This is a genomic window from uncultured Victivallis sp. (assembly GCA_944389935.1).
Classification (GTDB): Bacteria; Verrucomicrobiota; Lentisphaeria; order Victivallales; family Victivallaceae; genus Victivallis.
Genome location: CALXOE010000007.1, coordinates 13,876 through 33,188 on the forward strand (window position 1 = coordinate 13,876; position 19,313 = coordinate 33,188).

At 59.2% G+C, this 19,313-nt stretch carries 18 protein-coding genes; 2 read left to right on the top strand and 16 right to left on the bottom strand.

The window, feature by feature from the left end; all coding sequences use genetic code 11:
* Window positions 1-16: 16 nt before the first annotated feature.
* The gene (locus Q0J85_RS03655; RefSeq protein WP_294478335.1) at window positions 17-1,165 is read right to left on the bottom strand and encodes a type II secretion system protein; all 1,149 of its coding nucleotides are present in this window, start codon (window positions 1,163-1,165) and stop codon (window positions 17-19) included.
* Window positions 1,166-1,231: 66 nt separating this feature from the next.
* The gene (locus tag Q0J85_RS03660) at window positions 1,232-2,299 is read right to left on the bottom strand and encodes a GntR family transcriptional regulator (RefSeq protein ID WP_294478336.1); all 1,068 of its coding nucleotides are present in this window, start codon (window positions 2,297-2,299) and stop codon (window positions 1,232-1,234) included.
* A gap of 221 nt (window positions 2,300-2,520) precedes the next feature.
* Between Q0J85_RS03660 and Q0J85_RS03665 the strand changes: the two genes are divergently transcribed.
* Window positions 2,521-3,522: an ROK family protein gene (locus Q0J85_RS03665; protein WP_294478337.1), complete on the top strand. Its 1,002-nt coding sequence runs from the start codon at window positions 2,521-2,523 to the stop codon at window positions 3,520-3,522.
* A complete protein-coding gene (locus tag Q0J85_RS03670; protein ID WP_294478338.1) occupies window positions 3,519-4,739 on the top strand; it encodes an FAD-dependent oxidoreductase in 1,221 nt (406 codons plus the stop codon). The genes Q0J85_RS03665 and Q0J85_RS03670 overlap by 4 nt, the downstream gene beginning before the upstream one ends.
* Here Q0J85_RS03670 and Q0J85_RS03675 read toward each other — a convergent pair.
* The 14 genes from Q0J85_RS03675 to Q0J85_RS03740 all read right to left on the bottom strand — a co-directional run bounded on the left by Q0J85_RS03675 (window position 4,725) and on the right by Q0J85_RS03740 (window position 19,307).
* A complete protein-coding gene (locus Q0J85_RS03675; RefSeq protein ID WP_294478340.1) occupies window positions 4,725-5,297 on the bottom strand; it encodes a nucleoside triphosphate pyrophosphatase in 573 nt (190 codons plus the stop codon). The genes Q0J85_RS03670 and Q0J85_RS03675 overlap by 15 nt on opposite strands.
* Complete coding sequence (locus Q0J85_RS03680) at window positions 5,291-5,821, bottom strand: hypothetical protein (protein WP_294478341.1); 531 nt, start codon at window positions 5,819-5,821, stop codon at window positions 5,291-5,293. Before Q0J85_RS03680 ends, Q0J85_RS03675 begins: the two co-directional genes overlap by 7 nt.
* A 62-nt stretch (window positions 5,822-5,883) precedes the next feature.
* Complete coding sequence (locus tag Q0J85_RS03685) at window positions 5,884-6,357, bottom strand: Asp23/Gls24 family envelope stress response protein (protein WP_294478342.1); 474 nt, start codon at window positions 6,355-6,357, stop codon at window positions 5,884-5,886.
* Complete coding sequence (accC, locus tag Q0J85_RS03690) at window positions 6,354-7,724, bottom strand: acetyl-CoA carboxylase biotin carboxylase subunit (protein WP_294478343.1); 1,371 nt, start codon at window positions 7,722-7,724, stop codon at window positions 6,354-6,356. Before accC ends, Q0J85_RS03685 begins: the two co-directional genes overlap by 4 nt.
* A 20-nt stretch (window positions 7,725-7,744) precedes the next feature.
* A complete protein-coding gene (accB, locus tag Q0J85_RS03695) occupies window positions 7,745-8,212 on the bottom strand; it encodes an acetyl-CoA carboxylase biotin carboxyl carrier protein (RefSeq protein ID WP_294478344.1) in 468 nt (155 codons plus the stop codon).
* 43 nt (window positions 8,213-8,255) lie between these two features.
* A complete protein-coding gene (aroQ, locus tag Q0J85_RS03700; RefSeq protein WP_294478346.1) occupies window positions 8,256-8,699 on the bottom strand; it encodes a type II 3-dehydroquinate dehydratase in 444 nt (147 codons plus the stop codon).
* 73 nt (window positions 8,700-8,772) lie between these two features.
* Complete coding sequence (locus tag Q0J85_RS03705) at window positions 8,773-9,459, bottom strand: helix-turn-helix transcriptional regulator (RefSeq protein ID WP_294478347.1); 687 nt, start codon at window positions 9,457-9,459, stop codon at window positions 8,773-8,775.
* An 81-nt stretch (window positions 9,460-9,540) separates the two neighbouring features.
* Complete coding sequence (locus Q0J85_RS03710; protein ID WP_294478348.1) at window positions 9,541-12,108, bottom strand: DNA translocase FtsK 4TM domain-containing protein; 2,568 nt, start codon at window positions 12,106-12,108, stop codon at window positions 9,541-9,543.
* A gap of 125 nt (window positions 12,109-12,233) precedes the next feature.
* Entirely contained in the window at window positions 12,234-12,806 is a 573-nt protein-coding gene (locus tag Q0J85_RS03715; protein ID WP_294478350.1) for a hypothetical protein, read from the bottom strand.
* Between the two features lie 107 nt (window positions 12,807-12,913).
* On the bottom strand, window positions 12,914-13,519 hold the full coding sequence (locus Q0J85_RS03720; protein ID WP_294478352.1) for a chromate transporter: 606 nt from the start codon (window positions 13,517-13,519) through the stop codon (window positions 12,914-12,916).
* Window positions 13,516-14,130: a chromate transporter gene (locus Q0J85_RS03725; protein ID WP_294478354.1), complete on the bottom strand. Its 615-nt coding sequence runs from the start codon at window positions 14,128-14,130 to the stop codon at window positions 13,516-13,518. Before Q0J85_RS03725 ends, Q0J85_RS03720 begins: the two co-directional genes overlap by 4 nt.
* On the bottom strand, window positions 14,130-14,927 hold the full coding sequence (locus tag Q0J85_RS03730; protein ID WP_294478356.1) for an alpha/beta hydrolase family protein: 798 nt from the start codon (window positions 14,925-14,927) through the stop codon (window positions 14,130-14,132). The genes Q0J85_RS03725 and Q0J85_RS03730 overlap by 1 nt, the downstream gene beginning before the upstream one ends.
* 41 nt (window positions 14,928-14,968) lie before the next feature.
* The gene (locus tag Q0J85_RS03735; protein ID WP_294478358.1) at window positions 14,969-17,488 is read right to left on the bottom strand and encodes a DNA topoisomerase IV subunit A; all 2,520 of its coding nucleotides are present in this window, start codon (window positions 17,486-17,488) and stop codon (window positions 14,969-14,971) included.
* Window positions 17,481-19,307, bottom strand: a complete 1,827-nt coding sequence (locus Q0J85_RS03740) for a DNA topoisomerase IV subunit B (protein ID WP_294478360.1) — start codon at window positions 19,305-19,307, stop codon at window positions 17,481-17,483. The genes Q0J85_RS03735 and Q0J85_RS03740 overlap by 8 nt, the downstream gene beginning before the upstream one ends.
* Between the last annotated feature and the right edge of the window lie 6 nt (window positions 19,308-19,313).

Genomic DNA, 19,313 nt, shown 5'->3' on the forward strand with positions numbered 1-19,313 from the left:
TCCCGGAATTCTGCCGTCACAAACTGCGCAGCTCAAGCTGCTGCGTAACCACCTTCCGGACCTGCATGACGCTGTCGCGCAATTCCGTCGAATTCATCGATGCGGTATGTCCGTCCATGAACGAGAGGTTCGCCCGGTTACGGTGCCCGAGCCAGATTCCGGAATTCTGACCGCCGCTCGGCACCCCGACTCCATTGCTGGTGTGACTGTACTGATTGATCCCGCGCGGAACCTTGAACCAGTCCCCCGAACCGTACTGTGCGGTGTCGGCATACACATGCAGCTGGCTCGGGCAGCGCGCCTTGTTCAACATGTAAAACAGGTTTGAGGAATTGATGAAATTCATATAGACTCCTGTGCGGTCCGTATTGTTCGTATAACTCGAATCCCAGGTGCCCACGTACATGCCGTTGGTCTGCCATGCGTCAAAGTGGCCGCTGTCCGCTCCATTATGAAACGGACAGACGAAAATCTTCTTGCTGCCGGGTGAAATGTAACTCGCAAACTTGCTGTCCAGCGTATAATCCCAGTTCGGTGACGCATTCAACTTCACCCCCATGAGCGCCTCCGAGAAAGGACGTCCCATCGTATTGACCACCATCCGCCCGTTGTTGTCGTTCGAGTACATGAGCTGTGCGGCGATCACCTGCTTGTGATTGCCTACGCATTTCGCCTCTTTCGCCCGGTCACGCGCCTGGTTCAATGCTGGCAGCAGCATCGAGGCCAGAATCGCGATGATCGCAATCACCACGAGGAGCTCGATAAGCGTAAATGCCGCTTTTCTCGTCGCAGAGCCGTGGGCTTTGACCGTTGCATGGTCGTGGGAGGCAGGGGGCGTGTCCGCCGCCCCCCGCACCCCCGGCGTCCGGCAAGGTGCCGGTGCCGCGTACGGGTCGGAGTCGGACTCGGCTGCGGTCGGCCGGCACGGGGAGAAAGAGCCGCAAAAACACGAAGCAATCTTCCCGCTTTTCTGCGGAAAGATTGCTTCGCGTTTTTGCTCCACTTCGCCGCTTGCCGAGCGGAAACTCTGTTGCGGGGCGATGATCGGCCGATGAGAAGTTTGACAGGTGTTCGGTACGGGGCGAGACGCGGCTTCCCCGACCGCTTTCTCTCCCCCGAACCCCTCTCTTGACTGCCCGGTGCAAGCGTGGAAGGAACGGTACATTTGACAAGCTTTTACCATAAGAAATTCAATCAATGTGCAATAACGTCTCATTTCTCCTCCCTCGTTTTATTGTGGGAAGCCGATGTTTTTTACGGTATTGCCCTGGTGGATCTCTGTCGGAACAATATGGAACATCGGAGTGTTTTCTTTATGCTCAAAATAATCTTTCACCAGACGCACCGCATAAGAAACCACAAGATCGCGGCGGGTATTGATTCTGGTAATGTCCTCACCGGCTTTATGCCCCGCCCGACCGAGCGAAATCAAACTGAAATCACGGGGAATCTCAAGACCACACTCATTCGCTGCCCGGATGACCTCCCGTGCCGGAAACATCGACACCACGAACAATCCCGTAAAACCAGGCTTCGGATGTTCTGAGAGATATTGTTTGAAGAACTCGTAACTGCGCAATGGCGAGGACTCCCCGATCTCAATATGTGGATGCAGCACTTCCACTTCCACACCGCACGCCCGGGCACATTTCAGAAAACCATCGAGCCGCTGCCGGATCACCGTCACTTCCGGTTCAGACACCAGGATCCCCAACTTCCGGTGGCCGTTCATCAGCAGATACGTTGCGGCCAGTACCCCGCTGAACTCGTTGTCGCCATCCACGTAACGGCAACCTCCCACACTCACTGTCCCGTAAGTGATGATAACCGGCATCGGCTGCGCCATAATCCGGTTGAGCTGTTCCGGGGTAATCTTCTCGTGCGCGTAAGGAATGAACAATACCGCGTCGGCTTTGAGCTTCGGAAGCATTGCCACTCCCGACGCATTGTCCGGCATATCCACCAGCGACGATTCAAAACCGGCCTTCTCCGCCTCTTCTTTCAGAAGAGAAGAGAGCTCTTCCGAATAATCTGCAATATCGGACGGAGTCAGGCAGACTATTTTCCGGTAACGCGGCTCCCGCCGGACAAAATAACCGCGACGCTCCTGCGCTTCCAGCACCCCCGTCTCACAAAGCCGCTCCATCGCCTGCTTGACCGTGATCTGGCTGACATTGAATTCATCCATAATCTGACGGACGGAAAGAAATCTCTCCCCGGCACGAAATTGCAGGCAGCGTGCCGTCAAATGCTGCGTCAACTGATCCGCACGATTGAAGCGTATATTGTTCTGTACCATGATGTCTTTTCTGTATTCATTTTAAATACAGTATATATTATGACACAAATCGGTCACCATGTCAAGACTGTATTGAAAAAAAATGCATCTTTTTTTACCGGTCGTCATGGCGACGCGGCGACCGGAAATTCTTCACCGCAGTTTTTTCCAGATTTTTCCGGCTCCGGGATTGAATATTAATTTTATTGGAGTAAATTTATTAATGAACAGGAGGCATCGACATGAACCCGACGGATGTGATCGCGGATCTGAGGAAAAAGTTATTGTTCTTCAAGGAGTTGACCAGGGAAGAACTCTCTGCTCTGACCGGACTTTCGCCCGCGTCGATCACCAACTATTCCAGAATCATGCGCACGGCCGGAATGATCGCGGGGGAGAGTTTTCGCGCCCCCGGCGTAAAACGGCCGATCGAACGACTGCGGCTGCTGCCGGGAGAAGAGCGGGCGCTGGCCGTCATGGCTGCGTCCGACCGGGTCGAAGCGGAACTTCTCGGCTGTGACGGGAGGGTCCTCGAACGGCACAATTCTACCGTTCCGGAACGAAATCAGGCCGCCCTCCTGCAAACCATCGACCGGACGATCCGTGAGGGTATCACCGGAAAATCGGTTCAGGTGGCGACCCTCTGCATCGACGGACTCGTGGCGCCGGATCCCGGCATGATCTTTCACATCTCGGGAATCGAAACCTGGGAACCCTGCGAAACCGTCGGCCTGCTGGAGGCCTGGCGCGAGATCCCGATCCGGCGGGTATTCACGCAGATCGCCGCCGCCACCCGGGGATTCGCCGCCGCGGCGAAACAGCCGGACCACATCGGTCTCCTGGTCTGTCAGAACGCGCATCTGAAGATCGGCACACTGGAGCGGGGAGAGATCGCCCTCGGACATTGCGGAACGCCCGGTAACGCCGTACACCGCTCCTGCGGTGTCGCCGCCCCCCTCTGTTTCTGCGGTCGAGAGGACTGCTTTGCGGCTGCTCTTGCCGCCAGACAGAAGCGACTGCCCGCCACCGTCATTGCCGGGGTGCTCACCGGACTTTTCTCCGAGCTCGGGCTCCGGGTCGTCGGCCTCGACTGGCCGGAATGCGGAGAAGCAGTCATCCGCACACTCTCCGGCACGGGAATCGATCTCCGGCAGGTCGAGGATCCCGAACACTTCGCCCGGCAGGGCCTGCGCGAACTTACTGCGGAACTCATTCCCATTTCAGAAAGGATCATGGAAAAATGAATCACAACCATTATGACGTCGCAATCATCGGCGGCGGAATCGGCGGAGTAGCGGCAGCCGTCTCCGCCGCGGAATCGGGCGCACAAACTCTGCTGGTCGAATCGAGCTGGCGATTCGGCGGCGTTCCGGTCAATTCGCTCATCGCGAGCTTCTCCCAGCCGATTCCGCCCGGAAAAACGGCTCCGACGTTTCAGGACATCCTGATGAACCGCCTCGCCGCCCGCGGCGCTCTCAGCTGCGATGAATTCGATGACGTCGCCCTCTCGCTGATCCTCGACGAACTCCTCACGCAATCCGGTGCGGAACTGCTGCTCGGAACCGAGATGATCGAGGTGGAAGCCGATGCCGGAAACGTCTCATCCGTCACGCTGTACAACGCTTCCGGCCGCAGGAAAGTCTCCGCTGATATCTTCATCGATGGAACCGGAGACGGCAACCTCTGCGTCGCCGCCGGCGCCGAATTTGAGCTCGGCAACCGGAAAAACGGTCTGTGCCAGCCGATGACGCTGCCGTTTTTCATGAGCGGCGTCGATTTCGACCGCATACCTCCAATGAAAGAAATCAATCACCGCTACAACATCGCCAAAGCGCGGGGTCTGCTTCACAATCCGCGGGAGGATGTGCTCTTCTTCCGGCTTCCGGTTCCCGGCACGCTGCTCTTCAACAGCACCCGACTCAACGGATACGATCCGACCGATGCCGCCTCCCTGACCCGGGCCATGATCGAAGCCCGCCGCCAGGTCGCGGAAATGAGCCTCTTCCTGAAAACGCTGCCCGGATTCGAGCACGCTTTTCTCAGCCGGATCGGATCGAAAATCGGCGTCCGTGAGAGCCGCAGAATCCGTTGCGATTACATGTTCTCCGAGGAAGATATGAATCGCGCCGCGCACTTTGAGGACAGCATCCTGCGCAGCACCTCGCATGTCGACATTCACAGCCCCACCGGCAGCGGGACCCGGTTTGAGCCGCTTCCGCCCGGCGTGGAGGGTTATGAAGTTCCGTTCCGCTCGCTGCTGCCGGTCGGGTTGTCGAACGTCATCATCGGTTCGCGCTGCATCGGCGCGACCCACGAGGCATTCAGCGCCATCCGCATGATCGGCCACGTCGGAGAGTACGGACGGGCCGCCGGATTCGCCGCAGCCGAGTGCATCAGACAAAAGCGCAATCCGCGCGAAATCGATCTTACTCCGGTACGGAAAAAACTAGGCATGATCTGAACGGCTTTCCAGCGCGGCTAGTTCGCGCTGCAGCCGCCCGAGCGGCAGCCCGATCACATTGTCGAGATCTCCGTCGATCGAGGCGACAAGCAGTTCTCCATGCTCCTGAATCGCATAGGCTCCCGCCTTGTCCAGCACGGGAACAAGAGAGAGATAACGCTTCGCCGTCTCCACATCGAACGGCAGGAAAGTCACGCGCGTCGTTTCGCTCCAGACGCGACGCAACTCCGGTTCGGACCGCAACAGTGCCAGCCCGGTCACCACTTCATGAGTCCGGCCGGAGAGTTCCATTAAAATCGCAAGCGCATCGGCCGGATCGCGCGGCTTGCCGATCACCCGGCCCTCAAACAGAATCACCGTATCTGCTCCGAGTACCGGGTCGGCCGGATGATTCACTGCGACCGCCGCCGCCTTGAGCTCGGCATTGTACAACGGCACCTGCCGCGGATCAGGCAGGACCGCCACTTCACCCGCATCCGCGGGCTCTATCCGGAACGGAATTCCGAGCCGCAACAGAAGCTCCCGGCGACGCGGGGAACCGGAAGCGAGAATCAACATTCGCCCGACACCGGAGAGGCAGGCTTCGACACCGGAACGGCCGGGGGCTGAATCTCCGGAGCCGCCCCCGCCTCGAGCGCGTCAATCCGGAACTGCACCTTGCGCAGCGACCGGATTCCAAACATCTTCTCGAGCGTCTCAATCAACCGCGGGCGAATCTCTCCGGAGGTCTCCGGCAGCCCTTTGCCGCCCCCGACAAACGCACAATGCAACAGCAGCTGATAACTCTTACCCTGCCGGTAGAGCCGAATCCGATGCACTGCGAGCTCCGGGAAATCCTCAAGGACGGAGCGCGCCGCCGTCTCCACCGCCTCACTCGAGATAATCAACTCCCCTCCCGCATCCGGCACGACGATGGATCCGCAACGATGCCGGCGGAACAGAAGCCGCAACACGACCCGCACCACCAGCAGCAGAATCAGCAGTCCGATGACCAGACCCGCCCCCATCGCATAGCCGATGTTGAAATCGTTGTTGAACAACTCCCGGTAAAGCTCGGCCGAAAAAAGCTCTTCAAGCACCATCCCGGCACCTCCTCCAGAAAAAAACCGGGCGCGCCGCACTCCCGCACGCACCCGGTCGATGGTTAATTCATCGGGATCGAATCGATCTCCGCCTCTTCTTCCTCGCCGTTGCCCTCCTCCGAGGCCGTATCGTCGATGTCCTGGAAGAGTACGCTGACTTTCGTGACGGTCATACCGGTCACTTTCTCAACCTCCTCGATCACCGCTTTCTGCACCTGCGGCGCGACCTCCGGAATGTTGTAGCCGCTCTTTAAAACCAGCTTGATCTCGAGCATCACGCGATTGTTGTCATCCATCTCGATCGTGATCGCCCGCGCCATCCGGCGATTCCCGACAAACTCCGCGATGTTGTCCACCAGCGAACTGCCCGCCAGACGCGAAACCCCTTCAACCGAAAGTGCCGCCTTGCGCACAAGCGAAGCAATCACGTTCTCATGAACTTTCACCTCGCCGAGTTCGGAACTTTCCAACGCCGCCGCGCTGCCGGTTGCGGCCTGAGAAGCCGCCGCTTTCTTGTTGTTTGCTGCCGCCTTCATTTTCCGTCCTCCTTATGCTGCGAGCTCTCCTGCATGAAGCGCTCGACAAATCCCGTGTCGTACTTCCCCAGATTGAAACTCTTGTGGGAAACGATCTGCTTCTGAAACGGAATCGTGGTCTTGACCCCCTCGATCGTCATCTCGTCAAGCGCACGGCGCATGGTCGCAATCGCCTCTTCACGATTGTGCCCCCAGACAATCAACTTCCCGATCATGCTGTCATAGTAGGGGGGGATCAGATAACCGGTGTAGGCATGCGAATCAACCCGCACATTCGGACCGCCGGCCGGAATGAACAGCTCAAGCCGCCCCGGACTCGGCGTGAAGTTGTTGTACGGATCCTCCGCATTGATCCGGCACTCGATCGCATGCCCGCTGATCTGCACATCTTTCTGCCGGAAACTCAGCCGTTCGCCCGCAGCCACCCGGATCTGTTCCTTGATCAGATCGATCCGGGTCACCGCCTCCGTCACCGGATGCTCGACCTGAATGCGCGTATTCATCTCCATGAAGTAGAAGTTGCCGTCGTCCGTGTAGAGGAATTCGATCGTCCCGGCGCTCGTGTAGCCGGCCGCTTTCGCCGCCTTGACCGCCGCCGCGCCGATCCGCTCCCGCAACCGCGCCGAAAGCGCCGGCGAGGGCGCCTCCTCGATCAACTTCTGATTACGGCGCTGCACGCTGCAGTCACGTTCGCCCAGATGCACGACGTTCCCGTAGTTGTCGGCGATGATCTGAATCTCGATGTGGCGCGGATTCTCGAGATATTTTTCCATGTAGAGCGCCCCGTTGGCAAACGCGCTCTCCGCCTCGGTCCGGGCCGCATGATACCCCTGCACCAAGCTCGCATCGTTGCGCGCAATGCGCATGCCGCGGCCGCCGCCGCCAGCCACCGCCTTGATGATGACCGGATATTTGAGCTGGTGCGCCATCTTCAACGCCTCCTGCTCCGAGAGCAGTACCCCGTCACTGCCCGGCGTAGTCGGCACACCGGCTTTCTTCATCGTGTCACGCGCGACCGCCTTGTCGCCGAGCGCGCGCATCGCTTCGGGCGTCGGCCCGATGAAAGTGATGCCGTGCTTGCGGCACGCCTCCGCAAAATAGGCGTTCTCCGACAGAAATCCGTATCCCGGATGAATCGCATCCACGTCGCAGATCGCCGCCACCGAAAGAATCCGGTCGATCAGCAGATAACTCTGGTTCGAGCGGGCGGGCCCGATGCAGACCGCCTCATCCGCCATCCGCACCGGGAGGCTGTCGGCGTCCGCCTGAGAATAAACCGCAACGGTCCGGATGCCGAGTTCCCGGCACGCACGGATCACGCGAAGCGCAATCTCGCCGCGGTTGGCTATCAGGATTTTATTGAACATGATTGTATACCGTCACCTTGTTATCCGATTACGAACAGCGCTTCCCCGTACTCGACCGGCTGACCGTTCTCCACGACGATCTCCTTGATCACTCCGCTCTTTTCGGCCTTGATCTCATTCATGACTTTCATCGCTTCGATGATGCCGACGACCGTATCCGGCGTAACCTTGTCGCCGACTTTCACGAACGGCTGAGCCTCCGGGGAGGAGGCGCGGTAAAACGTTCCCACCAGAGGAGAGTCGATCGTCTCCACCGGCGCGGCAGCTTCCGCAGCCGCCGGAGCGGCCGGAGTCTGAGCAGCAGCCGCCGGAGCCGGCATCGCCGCAACGGCGGGCACTGCGGCCGGAGCAACTTGAGTCACAATCTGGGCAGGAGCATTCCCGCCGCGACGGATACAGAGGTTGTACTCCTCGGCTTCGATCTTGAACTCCGTCAGATCATGCTCGCTCATCAGTTTGACTATCGTCTTGATTTCTTCGATTTTCATTGCAGAAGATCTCCCTGGAATTTGGGTTTCATTTCTATTGATGTTAATTCCGCTTTTTCAAATGGGAACACAGGGCGCGAAGCGCAAGCTCATAAGAGTCGGCTCCGAATCCCGCGATTACGCCGATGCAGACCGGAGCGGTCAGAGAACGGTTGCGAAACTCCTCGCGGGCATGCACATTGCTCAAGTGCACTTCGACAGCCGGAAGTTTTACGGCCGCGATCGCATCGCGGATCGCCACCGAGGTGTGCGTATAAGCCGCCGGGTTCATCACAATCCCGGAAATCCCCTCCGTTACGCTCTCTCCAATCCGGTCGACAATCGCTCCCTCGTGGTTGGATTGAAAATCAATCAGCTCGCAGCCGAGTTCGGCGGCAAGCTCACGCAGATGTGACACAATCGACTCGAGTGTGTCGTGACCATAGATCCCCGGCTCCCGGAATCCCAGAAGCTGCAGGTTCGGTCCGTTGATCAGTAATATTTTCATAACCAATTACTATAACACCGTCTTCCGGCTTTTTCCAGTTTTCCGGAGATTTTCTCCGCAGAAAACGATCTTTTCACCTCAACTCCTGTAACTCGATCTGCGGCTCCGGCTGCAAATCGATCAGACGGCTCTCGTCGAACGGCATCCCCGAAACCTCCACCGAGGAACCGCCGCGAAGCCCGGCAAGCACCAGAATCCCCGCCACCAGCAACGCCACCACCAGCAGAACCAGAACTCCCACGATCAACAACAGAAGCTGCCGCTGTTTGCGCTCATCCTCTTCGCTGCCCTCGCGATCCACCACCGTCTTGGTGATATCCTCCGGCAGTTCGTACTGCAAGCGCTCACGCAGTCCCGCAGTCAGGGCATCGGCATCCTCCCGGCTGACCCCGTAGAGGTTGCAGAGTTTGCGGATATAGCCCATGACATAAACGAGCTGCGGCAGATTCTTGTAATCCTCCGCTTCCAGCGCCTCCAGATAGGTTTCTCGAATTTTGGTCTCCTCCGCCAGTTGCCGAATCGTAAGATTGTGGCGGTGACGCAGCTCCGCCAGACATTCTCCGAACGAACCGTCTCCGGCAATCCGGCAGACGGTTTTCGGACGAACCTGCGCGCCCGGAATTTCACGGATTTCCGAGTCGATCGGCCCGACCGGCTCTTCCAGCTCCTCCCGCGTCTCCGTACGCGATTCCTCGGGGAACAGACCGGGTTCTTCCTCGCTTTTCCGGCCGGGCAGCAGCCCGTGTTTCAACTCTTCCATATCATGACCCTTACCGTGTTGGGTTGTTTTTCCACTCTATCAATATAGCGCACATCCGCACATTCTGCAATGATTCCGGCGCTACTCTTCGTCCATTCCGTCGAAAATCAGAATCTCGCGCTTGTTGCCGCTGCCCGACGCCGGTCCGACGATGCCGCGCTCCTCGAAGAGATCCATGATCTCCGCCGCACGGTTGTAGCCGATCTTCAGCCGCCGCTGCAGGTAACTCGTACTCGCTTTGCGGTCGAGAACCACCACCTCGAGCGCGCGCCGGATGTTGTCGTCATCCCCCGGACGCATGTACTTTTTAATGACCGGGGCAATATCACGATAATCGTCGTCATCATAATCGGTCGCATTCTCGTCGATCTCCTCCTCCATCGCCTCCTCTTCGGCGACGACCTGCGCATTGAAGCTCTGCGGCACCTGGTCGGAGACGAACTTCACCACCTGCTTGATGTCCTCATCCTTGACCCAGGCGCCCTGCACGCGCTCGAGATCCATGCCGCCCGGCGCCAGGAAAAGCATGTCACCCGAACCGAGCAGTTTCTCCGCCCCGTTCTGATCGAGAATGACCCGGCTGTCGATCATCTGCCCGACCCGGAACGCGATCCGCGTCGGCAGATTCGCCTTGATGACACCCGTGATGATCTGCGTCGACGGCCGCTGCGTCGCAACCACGATGTGAACCCCCGCCGCACGTCCGAGCTGGGCGATCCGCGTGATGTACGCCTCGGAATCTTTCCGCGCATCGGTCATCATCAACTCCGCAAGCTCGTCGATGATCACGATCAGCACCGGCATCTTCGCAGGAGCTTCGACCCCGTTTTCGTCGATCACCGGCACCGGATTCGGGCGGTTGTTGTACTCCGCAAGCTTTTTGACGCCCGCTTTGGCGAGGATGTGGTAACGTTTTTCCATTTCAGTCACGGCCCAGCGCAGCGCGATCGGCACTTTCTTGGAGTCGTTGATGACCGGCGTAATCAGGTGCGGCAGCCGCTTGTAATCTTCAAATTCCACGATCTTCGGGTCGACCATGATGAGTCGCAACTCATCCGGCGAAAACTTGAAGAGCAAACTCATGATGAGCGTATTCATGCAGACCGATTTGCCCGATCCGGTCGAACCCGCAATCAGCAGGTGCGGCGCCTTGGCCAGATCGAGAATCACCGGATTTCCCGCCACGTCCTTGCCGAGCACGATCGGAATCGCCGCATGTCCTTTCTGCCACGCATCGGACTCCATCACCGCGCGCATGAACACCGCCTCGGTCTTTGTATTCGGAACTTCGACCCCGACCACCGGGCGCCCCGGAATCGGCGCAAGCACCCGAACCGTCTTAGCGGAGAGATTCATCGCGATGTTGTCGGCAATCGCCTCGACTTTCTTCACGTTGACCCCCTCGTCGAGGGAGATCTCGTAACGGGTGATCCGCGGACCGGAAATGTATCCCGACACCCGGCCGGAAACCTTGAAACTGTCGAGCGTCCGCTGCAGGATCTCGCGCGCCCGTGCGATCGCCTCCGGCGCTTCACCGACCAGATCGGAACCCTTGCTCAACATCGGAACCTGAGGCAGAATATATTCGCGCTCCCTGCCGCCGACGGTCGCTTTCGTTCCCTGTTCCACCACTCGCGTGCTGACCGCGGGAACCCCGGCGGCGGGGGACGCCTGCGGACGGGCGGCGGCAGGAACGGGAGAAGCGGAAAGACGCTGCCGTTCCGGCTCAGGAGCCGGATCCGCGGGAGCGACAGCGGCAAGCAGTTCCGGCTGAGAAACTTCCTCGTCCGTTTCTTCGAAAGTCGACTTCGTCGCGGCGGAACCGCGTTTTTCCCGCCGGGCATCCAGAACGCCGCGTATCCGGCTGAACACTTTATCGCCCCAGGAAAGGCGCTCGTCCGGTTCGCCCTCGTCCTCCTCATCGAGCTCATCTTCTCCGGCGGCTTCGGGTTCCGGTTCAGCTGGCGGCGCGGCGAGAGCGGCCGTCCGACGGCTGCGGGGCGTTTCAGCCGGATCCTCTTCCCATGAGCGCGGCGCAAAAACCCGGTCGCGCAGCAGCGCGTGCCAGTCGGAAAAATAGATGACGATCGCACCGCCCATCACGAGAGCCCATCCCAAAATCGTACTGCCGACCGCACCGATCAACTGCCGCAGAACGCCCTCCGGAAGATCCAGCGATTCGACCGCAGGAGCCGCAAGCACCTGACCGATCACCCCTCCGGTGAGCGCAAGTTCAGGGATGCCGCTGCGGCCGATCCCGAGCCGATCAGTCAACGATACGAACGGATAGGGCGAGAGCGCCAGCAGCAGAACCGCGCCGACGAGAATCATCGCCTCCCCGGCAAAAAAGAGTCCCGGCCGGCCCCTCCCTGGCAGAACCGCCCGCAGCAGCCGCAACAGCGTGACAAAGACCAGCACGTAGGTCGCCAGCCCGAAAAGATTGAAAAGCCAGAACGCAAAATAGGCTCCGGCGCTGCCGATCCAGTTCGACGGGGGAGCATCGATTCCCCCCGAAATCGACGCGCCGTCCGTCGGCGAGTACGAGAAGATCGCCAGCAAAGCCAGCAGCAGAAGCGCAACATAAAAAATAGATTGAACCCGGAATCCGGACCCCCCGTCCCCCCGGGATGGAACCGCTGAATCAGCCATCTTGCACCGTCACCTTGAAATCACACTACTCCAGACGGAGTAATATAGACCGCAGGTTTCGCAAATGCAACCGTTTAGAACTGAAAACCACGAAAAAACCTCCTCCCGTCCGGGAGGAAACCGGCTCAACCGAGGATCCGGTTCATCTCCTCGGCGGAGACGAAGCGGTGCGCATTCCAGCCGTGCCTGAGCGCCCCCTCGATCAGTTCGGCGCGATCGTCGAAGTAAAACGCCGGCACTCCGAACCGCGCTTCAAACGCCTCGAACATCGCTTTTTCCGGTTTTTTTGCGTGGACCTCGTAACTGTAGATCCCGTCCGGAACTGCCGGAGCAGCGGGAAACTTCCGCCGAACCTCGTCAAGATGCGTGACCGAGGTGTCTGAAAAGAACACCGGTCGGAAACCGCGGGCGTCCAGCCCCGCCACCAACTCCGCCATCCCCGGAACCGCCGGTCCGATAATCGAGCGGAACGCCCGCTCAAGCTCCGCATCGGAGAGCGATGTGCCGGTCAGACGCCGGAATCCCGAGAGAAATTCCGCAGGAGTCACTTCGCCGCGCTCAAACCGTTCGCTTGCGAGAAACAACGCCTCAGGCGGAATCTCCTGCGCACTCCGGTAGCCGAGCGCAGCAAAACAGCGCTCCGGATGAATCTCCAGACACACATTCCCGATATCCAGCGCAATGACTCTTTTCCGCATCCGCTCACCCTCCGCAAACGTCAATTCCCTCACCATCGATCCGACCATCCATAAAAAAAACGACGGAAAAATAACGGAACATCCCGTCATTTTCGCAAATTTCCCCCTCAGGGCTGGCAGAAAAACGCTCCGAAAATAGCGGAGAGCAACAGCAGCCAGAGAAATGGAAATTTCGTCTTCATCAGCACCGGAACCGTCACTGCCGCGAGAACCACGCATCCCCAGTTCAGCCCGAACCCGCCGAGCGAACCGCCCGCGCCCGTCACCATTTTCCAGAATTCGCCCCACGGAATCTCCGTGCGAAACACCGACAGCTCCGCGAAAACCAACGCCGCCGATAGAACCAGCCCGAACGACGCGGGACGCATCCCCGCCAGAAACCCCTGCACCGGAACGCTCTTTTCATACCGCTTCAGCAATTTGATCGCGAGAATCACCAGAAACAGCGCGGGCGTCACAATCCCGAGCGTACCGAGGCACGCCCCGAGAATCCCCTGCTGCGTAAAACCCACGTAAGTCGCCGTGTTGATCCCGATCGGCCCCGGCGTCACCTGCGCGATCGACACCAGATTCGCAAACGCCTCCGGCGTCAGCGGCGCACCCGGCGCACTCCCGACCAGATCCGCCGAAAGCAGCGGCACAAGCATGTACCCCCCGCCGAAACAGAGCAGCCCGAACTTGAAAAACGTGATGTAGAGCTCCCAGAGCGTCATTTCTTCGCCTCCGCCCCCTCACGCTTTTTCAGCCGCAGAACCGTCACCTGCGAGATCCCGAGCACGATCGCTCCGACGATCAGCCACGCCGGATTCACCCCGAATACGCTCATCCCGACGAGACAGCCCGCCGCAATCACCCAGCCGAACCATCCTTTCACCGCCTTTTTGCGCATTTTGAGCGCTGTCACAATCACCATGCCCACGATGCAGGCGATCACGCCGCGGAATGCCCCTTGAATATACGCATTCTGAATCACCTCCGCCACCGACGAAATCGCCGCCGCAATGCAGACGATGGTGACCAGCGACGGCAGAATCGAGCCGAGCAGCGCCGCGAGCGATCCCGGCAAACCGTTGATCCGCCAGCCGATGTAGATCGCCGAATTGCAGGCGAGAATCCCGGGGACGGTCTGCGTGATCGTGATCATCTCCAGCACATCGTCGTCCGTCAGCCAGCCGCGCCGGTGCACAAACTCCTCCTGCGCGGCCGCAATGATCGCATATCCACCGCCGATCACGAGACTCGTGATCTTGATGTACGACCAGAAGAGCACCCAGCTCCGCTCCCAGACGCCGATCTCCGAATAGTGGCGGGAATGGCCGCTCATCACGCCTCCTTGTCAAGCAGAAAACGCAACCCGTCCTGAATGTAGTGATCCCAGAACTCCCAGGTGTGGCTGCCGGCATCCTCGATGTAGCAGTAACCGGGGAAGTGAATCTTCTCCATGTGGTTGCGGAATCGATGATTCTCCTGCAGCAGCCCATCCTCCGTGCCGCAGATCTGCAAAATCCGCGGTTTCGGTTTTCCCGAACCAAGCAGATCGTCCGCGAGCGTGAAAAGATCGTCGCCATTCGCGACAATCCGCTCCTCCGAACCGAAGATCCGGGTCAGCTCCTCGCGCATTCCGGGACGTTCCCCGTTGGCAAACCAGCTGCGCGGATCGGTCACCGGAGAGAGCGCCACCGCTCCCGCAAACCGCTCCGGGCAGCGCAGCGCAAGCTTCAGCGCGCCGTAGCCGCCCATCGAAAGTCCCGCCGCAAACGTCTCCTCACGCTTCGTGCTGACCGGAAACAGATTCCGGACAATCTGCGGCAGCTCTTCCGACAGCATCGTCCAGTAACGATATCCCTCTGCCATGTCCGTGTAGAAACCGCGCTCTCCGGCCGGCATCACCACCACCAGTCCGTAAGCGGCCGCATACCGTTCAATCGAAGTCCGCCGCATCCAGATCGTGTGATTGTCGGAGAGCCCGTGCAGCAGGTAGAGCACCGGGTATTCCGCCCGTCCATCCTCCCCCGAGGAGACCATGCCGATCTGCGTCGCCGCTTTCTGCGGGACAAGTACGTTCATGCTGCAGGCGCGTCCGAGCACATCCGAATGAAATTCACATTGAAGAAAAGCCATTTGTCATCTCCTTGACCATCGTTGAAGATTTCTGCCGAACCTCAGAATCCAAATTCAGACTGCACCATTCCAAACTCGTCTTCCTCGTCGGGAGCGGGTTTTTCAGGAGCTTTCTCCACTTTCGCCGCCGGTTTCGGGCGCGGACGGGAACGCTTCGTCCTGGCCGGAGGAAGTCCGTCATCCTCCAGCACAAGCGTTTCGACAGCCTCCTCCGTCGCGGGGGAGGCCAACTCCGGTGCGGACTCCGCCTTTTTCCCCTCTTCCGCCGGATTCGCCTCCTCCGGAATCTCTTCCGCCGGGGATGTCGCCACCGGCTCCGGCACTGCTGTCTCCGGTTCCGTGATTTCCGGATCGGGCCGGGATTCCGCCGGCGACTCCTCCGGCTTTTTTCCCTCGGAAGCCGGATGTTCCGCCGCAGTTTCCACCGGTTTTTCCGCAGAAACGACGGACTGATCCGTCACTTCATCCGTCATCTGCCCGTCAGTTTCCGGAGTCTCCTCCTTGTCCGAGGCGGCAAGTTTCAGCGCTTCGAGTTCCTCTTCGGACAAATAGCGCTTGTGCGTGATCTTCGCAAGCTGCCGGGAGGAGATCAGGATTCCGCGCGCTTTCGGCGTGCGCATCGGCAGCTCCATCAGATTCAGTTCCCGCGCCGTGGTTTTCCCGCGGGCATTCATCTCCAGAAGCGTGTAAACCGCATCCGAACGTGGAGTCAGAAGTTCGAGCTTGCATTTCTCCGGGCAGATCATATACTCCTTGTCGAGGATGAATCCCCCGATCGATGTCCGCTTGCCGTAATATTTCCCCGAGGCAGTTTCCCGGTAGATCACCCCGAACTCCGTCGAGGCATCATATTTGCGGAAATCATAAAGTTTGCCGACGAACAGTTTTTCCGGCGGCAGCGCAATGACTTTGTAGCTGCCGTTCTTGCTCACGCAGACGAATCGATCGAACTCATTGCAGGCGATCGTGTCATCGCTCTTGATCGCAGTGCCGATGTAACCGTTCCGGCGATCCCAGCCGACTTTGATGTTGTTCAGCGCCGCCGCCGTCCGGTCGATCTTTTCGAGATGTTCGATCTCGGTCCGACGCGGATACTGATCCCCATATTTTTCCAGCAGTTTTTTCAGGTAGCGGATCGCGTACTGCTTGAGGCTGCCGAGATTTTTATTGATCTCATCCATCTTCGCAAGCACTTCGGCGATTTCGCGCTGGTTCTTCTCGATGTCGAACCGGGAGATCCGGCGCACAGGCAGCGCGAGCAGCTTGTCGACATCCTCATCGGTCACGTCCCGCCGCAGCAGATGGCGGAACGGGGCGAGTCCTGCATGGACCTCCGCGTACTCCTCCTCCTGGCTGCCGCACTCCTCGATCCGCTTGTAGATGCGGTTCTCGAAAAAGATCTGCGCCAGCGTCTTGGCATGAAACAGATCCTCCTGCTTGCCGAGCTCAATTTCGAGCTCCCGCTTCAAATATTCGAGCAGTTTACTCGTATTGCGCCGGATGACGTCCGTCACGCTCATCACCGCCGGTCGGCTCTCACAGATCACCGTCAAATTCACTGAAATCGACACCGAACAGTCGGTGTACATGTACAGCGCCTGGCGCGTCCGCTCCGGGTCATAACCGCGGGTCGGGACGATTTCGATCTCCACATGTTCGGTCGTGTAGTCGTTCACGCTCGCGATCTTGATCTTGTTCTTCTCGGCGGCCTTTTCGATCGATGCGATGAGGCTCTCGGTCGTGGTCGTCGCCGGAATTTCGCGGATGATGAGTTTCCTCCCCTCGATATCGATCTTCGCGCGCAGCGTGATCTTGCCGTTCCCATCCTGGTAGTCGCTCACGTCCATGAGCCCGCCCTGCTGAAAATCGGGATAGAGCTCGAACGATTCGCCACGCAGTTCGCTGATCTGCGCCTTGAGCAGCTCATTGAAGTTGTGCGGCATGACCTTCGTCGCCATGCCGACCGCAATCCCGTCGCTGCCGAGCATCAGAAGCGACGGGATCTTCACCGGCAGCACGACCGGCTCCTGGCTGCGCCCGTCGTAGGAGTCGACGAACTCCGTGATGTCGTTGTTGAACAGCACCTCACGCCCCATCGGCGAAAGACTGCACTCGATGTATCGCGGCGCCGCAGCGGGACTCCCGGTCAGAATGTTGCCGAAATTCCCCTGCTTCGTGATGAAATACTCCTTGTTTGCGAGCACCACGAGCGCATCCCCGATCGAGGCATCCCCGTGCGGATGGTAGTGCATCGTGTTGCCGATCACGTTCGCCGCCTTGTGCGTGCGGCCGTCATCGATCTTGTAGAGCGACCAGAGAATCCGCCGCTGCACGGGTTTCAAACCGTCGTCCACATCCGGAATCGCGCGGTCTTTCACGACATAGCTCGCGTACTCCAGGAAGTTCTGGTCCATCATCTGCCGGAAATACTCGTTGTTCCCGCGATGACGCACCGCCGTGACGGCCGACTCGTCAGGGACATCCAGTTCCACGGCTTCATTCACTTCCGGTTTTTCCGGCTCGATCTCCCCGGTCTCGGGCTTCTCCGGTTCGTCACTCATATTTCGACACTTCCAGATTGTTCATGATATATTCGCGCCGCTTCGGGGTGTTGTTGCCCATGAAGAATCCGAGCAGCTCCGGAATGTTCTTCATATTGTCAAGCGTTACGGGCTGAATGCGCATCTCCTCGCCGATGAACCGCCCGAACTCTTTCGGCGAAATCTCGCCGAGCCCCTTGAACCGGGTGATCTCCGCTTTTTTGCCGAGCTTCCGCGCCGCCGCGTCACGCTCGGCCTCATTGTAGCAGTAAACCGGCGGCTGCTTCGGCGCCTGCACCCGGAAGAGCGGCGTCTCAAGCACATACAAATGCCCCGACAGCACAAGCTGGTCGAAGAACATCAGAAAAAACGTGATCAGCAGATTCCGGATATGCAGTCCGTCCACATCCGCATCAGTCGCAAGCACGACCTTGTCGTACCGCAGATTGTCGACGGAGTCCTCGATCCCGAGCGCCTGCATGAGGAACGTCAGCTCCTCGTTCGTATAGATCTTCTCGAACTTCTCGCCGTAGCTGTTCATCGGCTTGCCGCGTAATGCGAAGATCGCCTGGCAGTTCACGTCGCGGCACACCTCGAGCGAACCGGCGGCAGAATCGCCCTCGGTCAGGAAAATCATCGTCTCGGAGGGAGTCACGCCGCGCGGCCATTTGTCGCCCGGATGGAATTTGCAATCCTTGAGTTTCGGAATCCGCAGCTTGCTCTTGACCGCCGCCGCCGCTCCTTTCTTCCTCAGCGCCTGAACCTGCCGGTGCATCTGCTCATTGCGCGAGACCTTGTCCAGAACGATCTCGGCGACCTCCTTGTTCTTGTGCAGGAAGTCGACGATCGCGTCGCGCACCGCCGAAACCACCGGTCCGCGCACGTCGGTGTTGCCGAGCTTGTTCTTGGTCTGCGACTCGAAGATCGGGTCGCGCAGCTTGATCGCGATCGCCCCGGCCATGCCGTCACGCACGTCATCGGCCTTGTAACTCTTGCCGGAAAACTCGTTGATCGCTTTGAGCACCCCCTCCTTGAATGCCGAAAGATGAGTGCCGCCGTCGTTCGTATACTGGCCGTTCACAAAACTGAACGCGGTCTCCCCGTAGTTGTCGCTGTGAGTGAGCGCAAATTCCAACGTCGGCGTCTTCAGCGCGATGATCGGATAGATCTTGTCCTCGCCGATCTCGACCTCGAGCAGATCCTCCAGACCGTGGCGCGACAGATAGAGCTGCCCATTCAGATAAATCGAGAGCCCGCTGTTCAAATAGGCGTACATCCAGAGCCGTTTTTCCAGATATTCCGGCTTGAATGCGTAACCGGGAAACAACTCCGGATCCGGCGTGAATGCCACAAACGTCCCATTGCGCTCAGTGGTTTCGCCCTCCTCCTCGCCCTGCAGGACGCCGCGCTCGAACCGCGCCTCGTGAAACTTCCCGTCCCGGTGCGACCGCACGGTGAATTTTTCCGACAGGGCGTTCACCGCCTTGGTTCCGACGCCGTTAAGTCCGATGGAGAAAGCGAACGCATCCCCCTCATACTTGCCGCCCGTGTTCATCTCGGAGACGCACGCCACAACTTTGTCGAGCGGAATCCCGCGCCCGTAATCGCGCACGGAAACGCTCCCCGCATCCAGCGTGATGTCGATCCTTTTGCCGACTCCCATCGTGAATTCATCGATGCAGTTGTCGATGATCTCCTTGACGAGAACGTAGATCCCGTCCTCGGGATGGGATCCGTCGCCGAGGCGGCCGATGTACATGCCCGGCCGGTGGCGGATGTGCATCAGCGGCGACAACGTCTTGATCGAATCGCTGTCATACTTCACCGCCGCTTCCGCCATCTCCTG

Bases quoted from the DNA above. Each gene is read 5' to 3' on its own strand.
- Q0J85_RS03655 (WP_294478335.1), bottom strand. From the start codon at position 1,165: ATGTACCGTTCCTTCCACGCTTGCACCGGGCAGTCAAGAGAGGGGTTC.
- Q0J85_RS03660 (WP_294478336.1), bottom strand. From the start codon at position 2,299: ATGGTACAGAACAATATACGCTTCAATCGTGCGGATCAGTTGACGCAG.
- Q0J85_RS03665 (WP_294478337.1), top strand. From the start codon at position 2,521: ATGAACCCGACGGATGTGATCGCGGATCTGAGGAAAAAGTTATTGTTC.
- Q0J85_RS03670 (WP_294478338.1), top strand. From the start codon at position 3,519: ATGAATCACAACCATTATGACGTCGCAATCATCGGCGGCGGAATCGGC.
- Q0J85_RS03675 (WP_294478340.1), bottom strand. From the start codon at position 5,297: ATGTTGATTCTCGCTTCCGGTTCCCCGCGTCGCCGGGAGCTTCTGTTG.
- Q0J85_RS03680 (WP_294478341.1), bottom strand. From the start codon at position 5,821: ATGGTGCTTGAAGAGCTTTTTTCGGCCGAGCTTTACCGGGAGTTGTTC.
- Q0J85_RS03685 (WP_294478342.1), bottom strand. From the start codon at position 6,357: ATGAAGGCGGCAGCAAACAACAAGAAAGCGGCGGCTTCTCAGGCCGCA.
- accC (WP_294478343.1), bottom strand. From the start codon at position 7,724: ATGTTCAATAAAATCCTGATAGCCAACCGCGGCGAGATTGCGCTTCGC.
- accB (WP_294478344.1), bottom strand. From the start codon at position 8,212: ATGAAAATCGAAGAAATCAAGACGATAGTCAAACTGATGAGCGAGCAT.
- aroQ (WP_294478346.1), bottom strand. From the start codon at position 8,699: ATGAAAATATTACTGATCAACGGACCGAACCTGCAGCTTCTGGGATTC.
- Q0J85_RS03705 (WP_294478347.1), bottom strand. From the start codon at position 9,459: ATGGAAGAGTTGAAACACGGGCTGCTGCCCGGCCGGAAAAGCGAGGAA.
- Q0J85_RS03710 (WP_294478348.1), bottom strand. From the start codon at position 12,108: ATGGCTGATTCAGCGGTTCCATCCCGGGGGGACGGGGGGTCCGGATTC.
- Q0J85_RS03715 (WP_294478350.1), bottom strand. From the start codon at position 12,806: ATGCGGAAAAGAGTCATTGCGCTGGATATCGGGAATGTGTGTCTGGAG.
- Q0J85_RS03720 (WP_294478352.1), bottom strand. From the start codon at position 13,519: ATGACGCTCTGGGAGCTCTACATCACGTTTTTCAAGTTCGGGCTGCTC.
- Q0J85_RS03725 (WP_294478354.1), bottom strand. From the start codon at position 14,130: ATGAGCGGCCATTCCCGCCACTATTCGGAGATCGGCGTCTGGGAGCGG.
- Q0J85_RS03730 (WP_294478356.1), bottom strand. From the start codon at position 14,927: ATGGCTTTTCTTCAATGTGAATTTCATTCGGATGTGCTCGGACGCGCC.
- Q0J85_RS03735 (WP_294478358.1), bottom strand. From the start codon at position 17,488: ATGAGTGACGAACCGGAGAAGCCCGAGACCGGGGAGATCGAGCCGGAA.
- Q0J85_RS03740 (WP_294478360.1), bottom strand. From the start codon at position 19,307: ATGGCGGAAGCGGCGGTGAAGTATGACAGCGATTCGATCAAGACGTTG.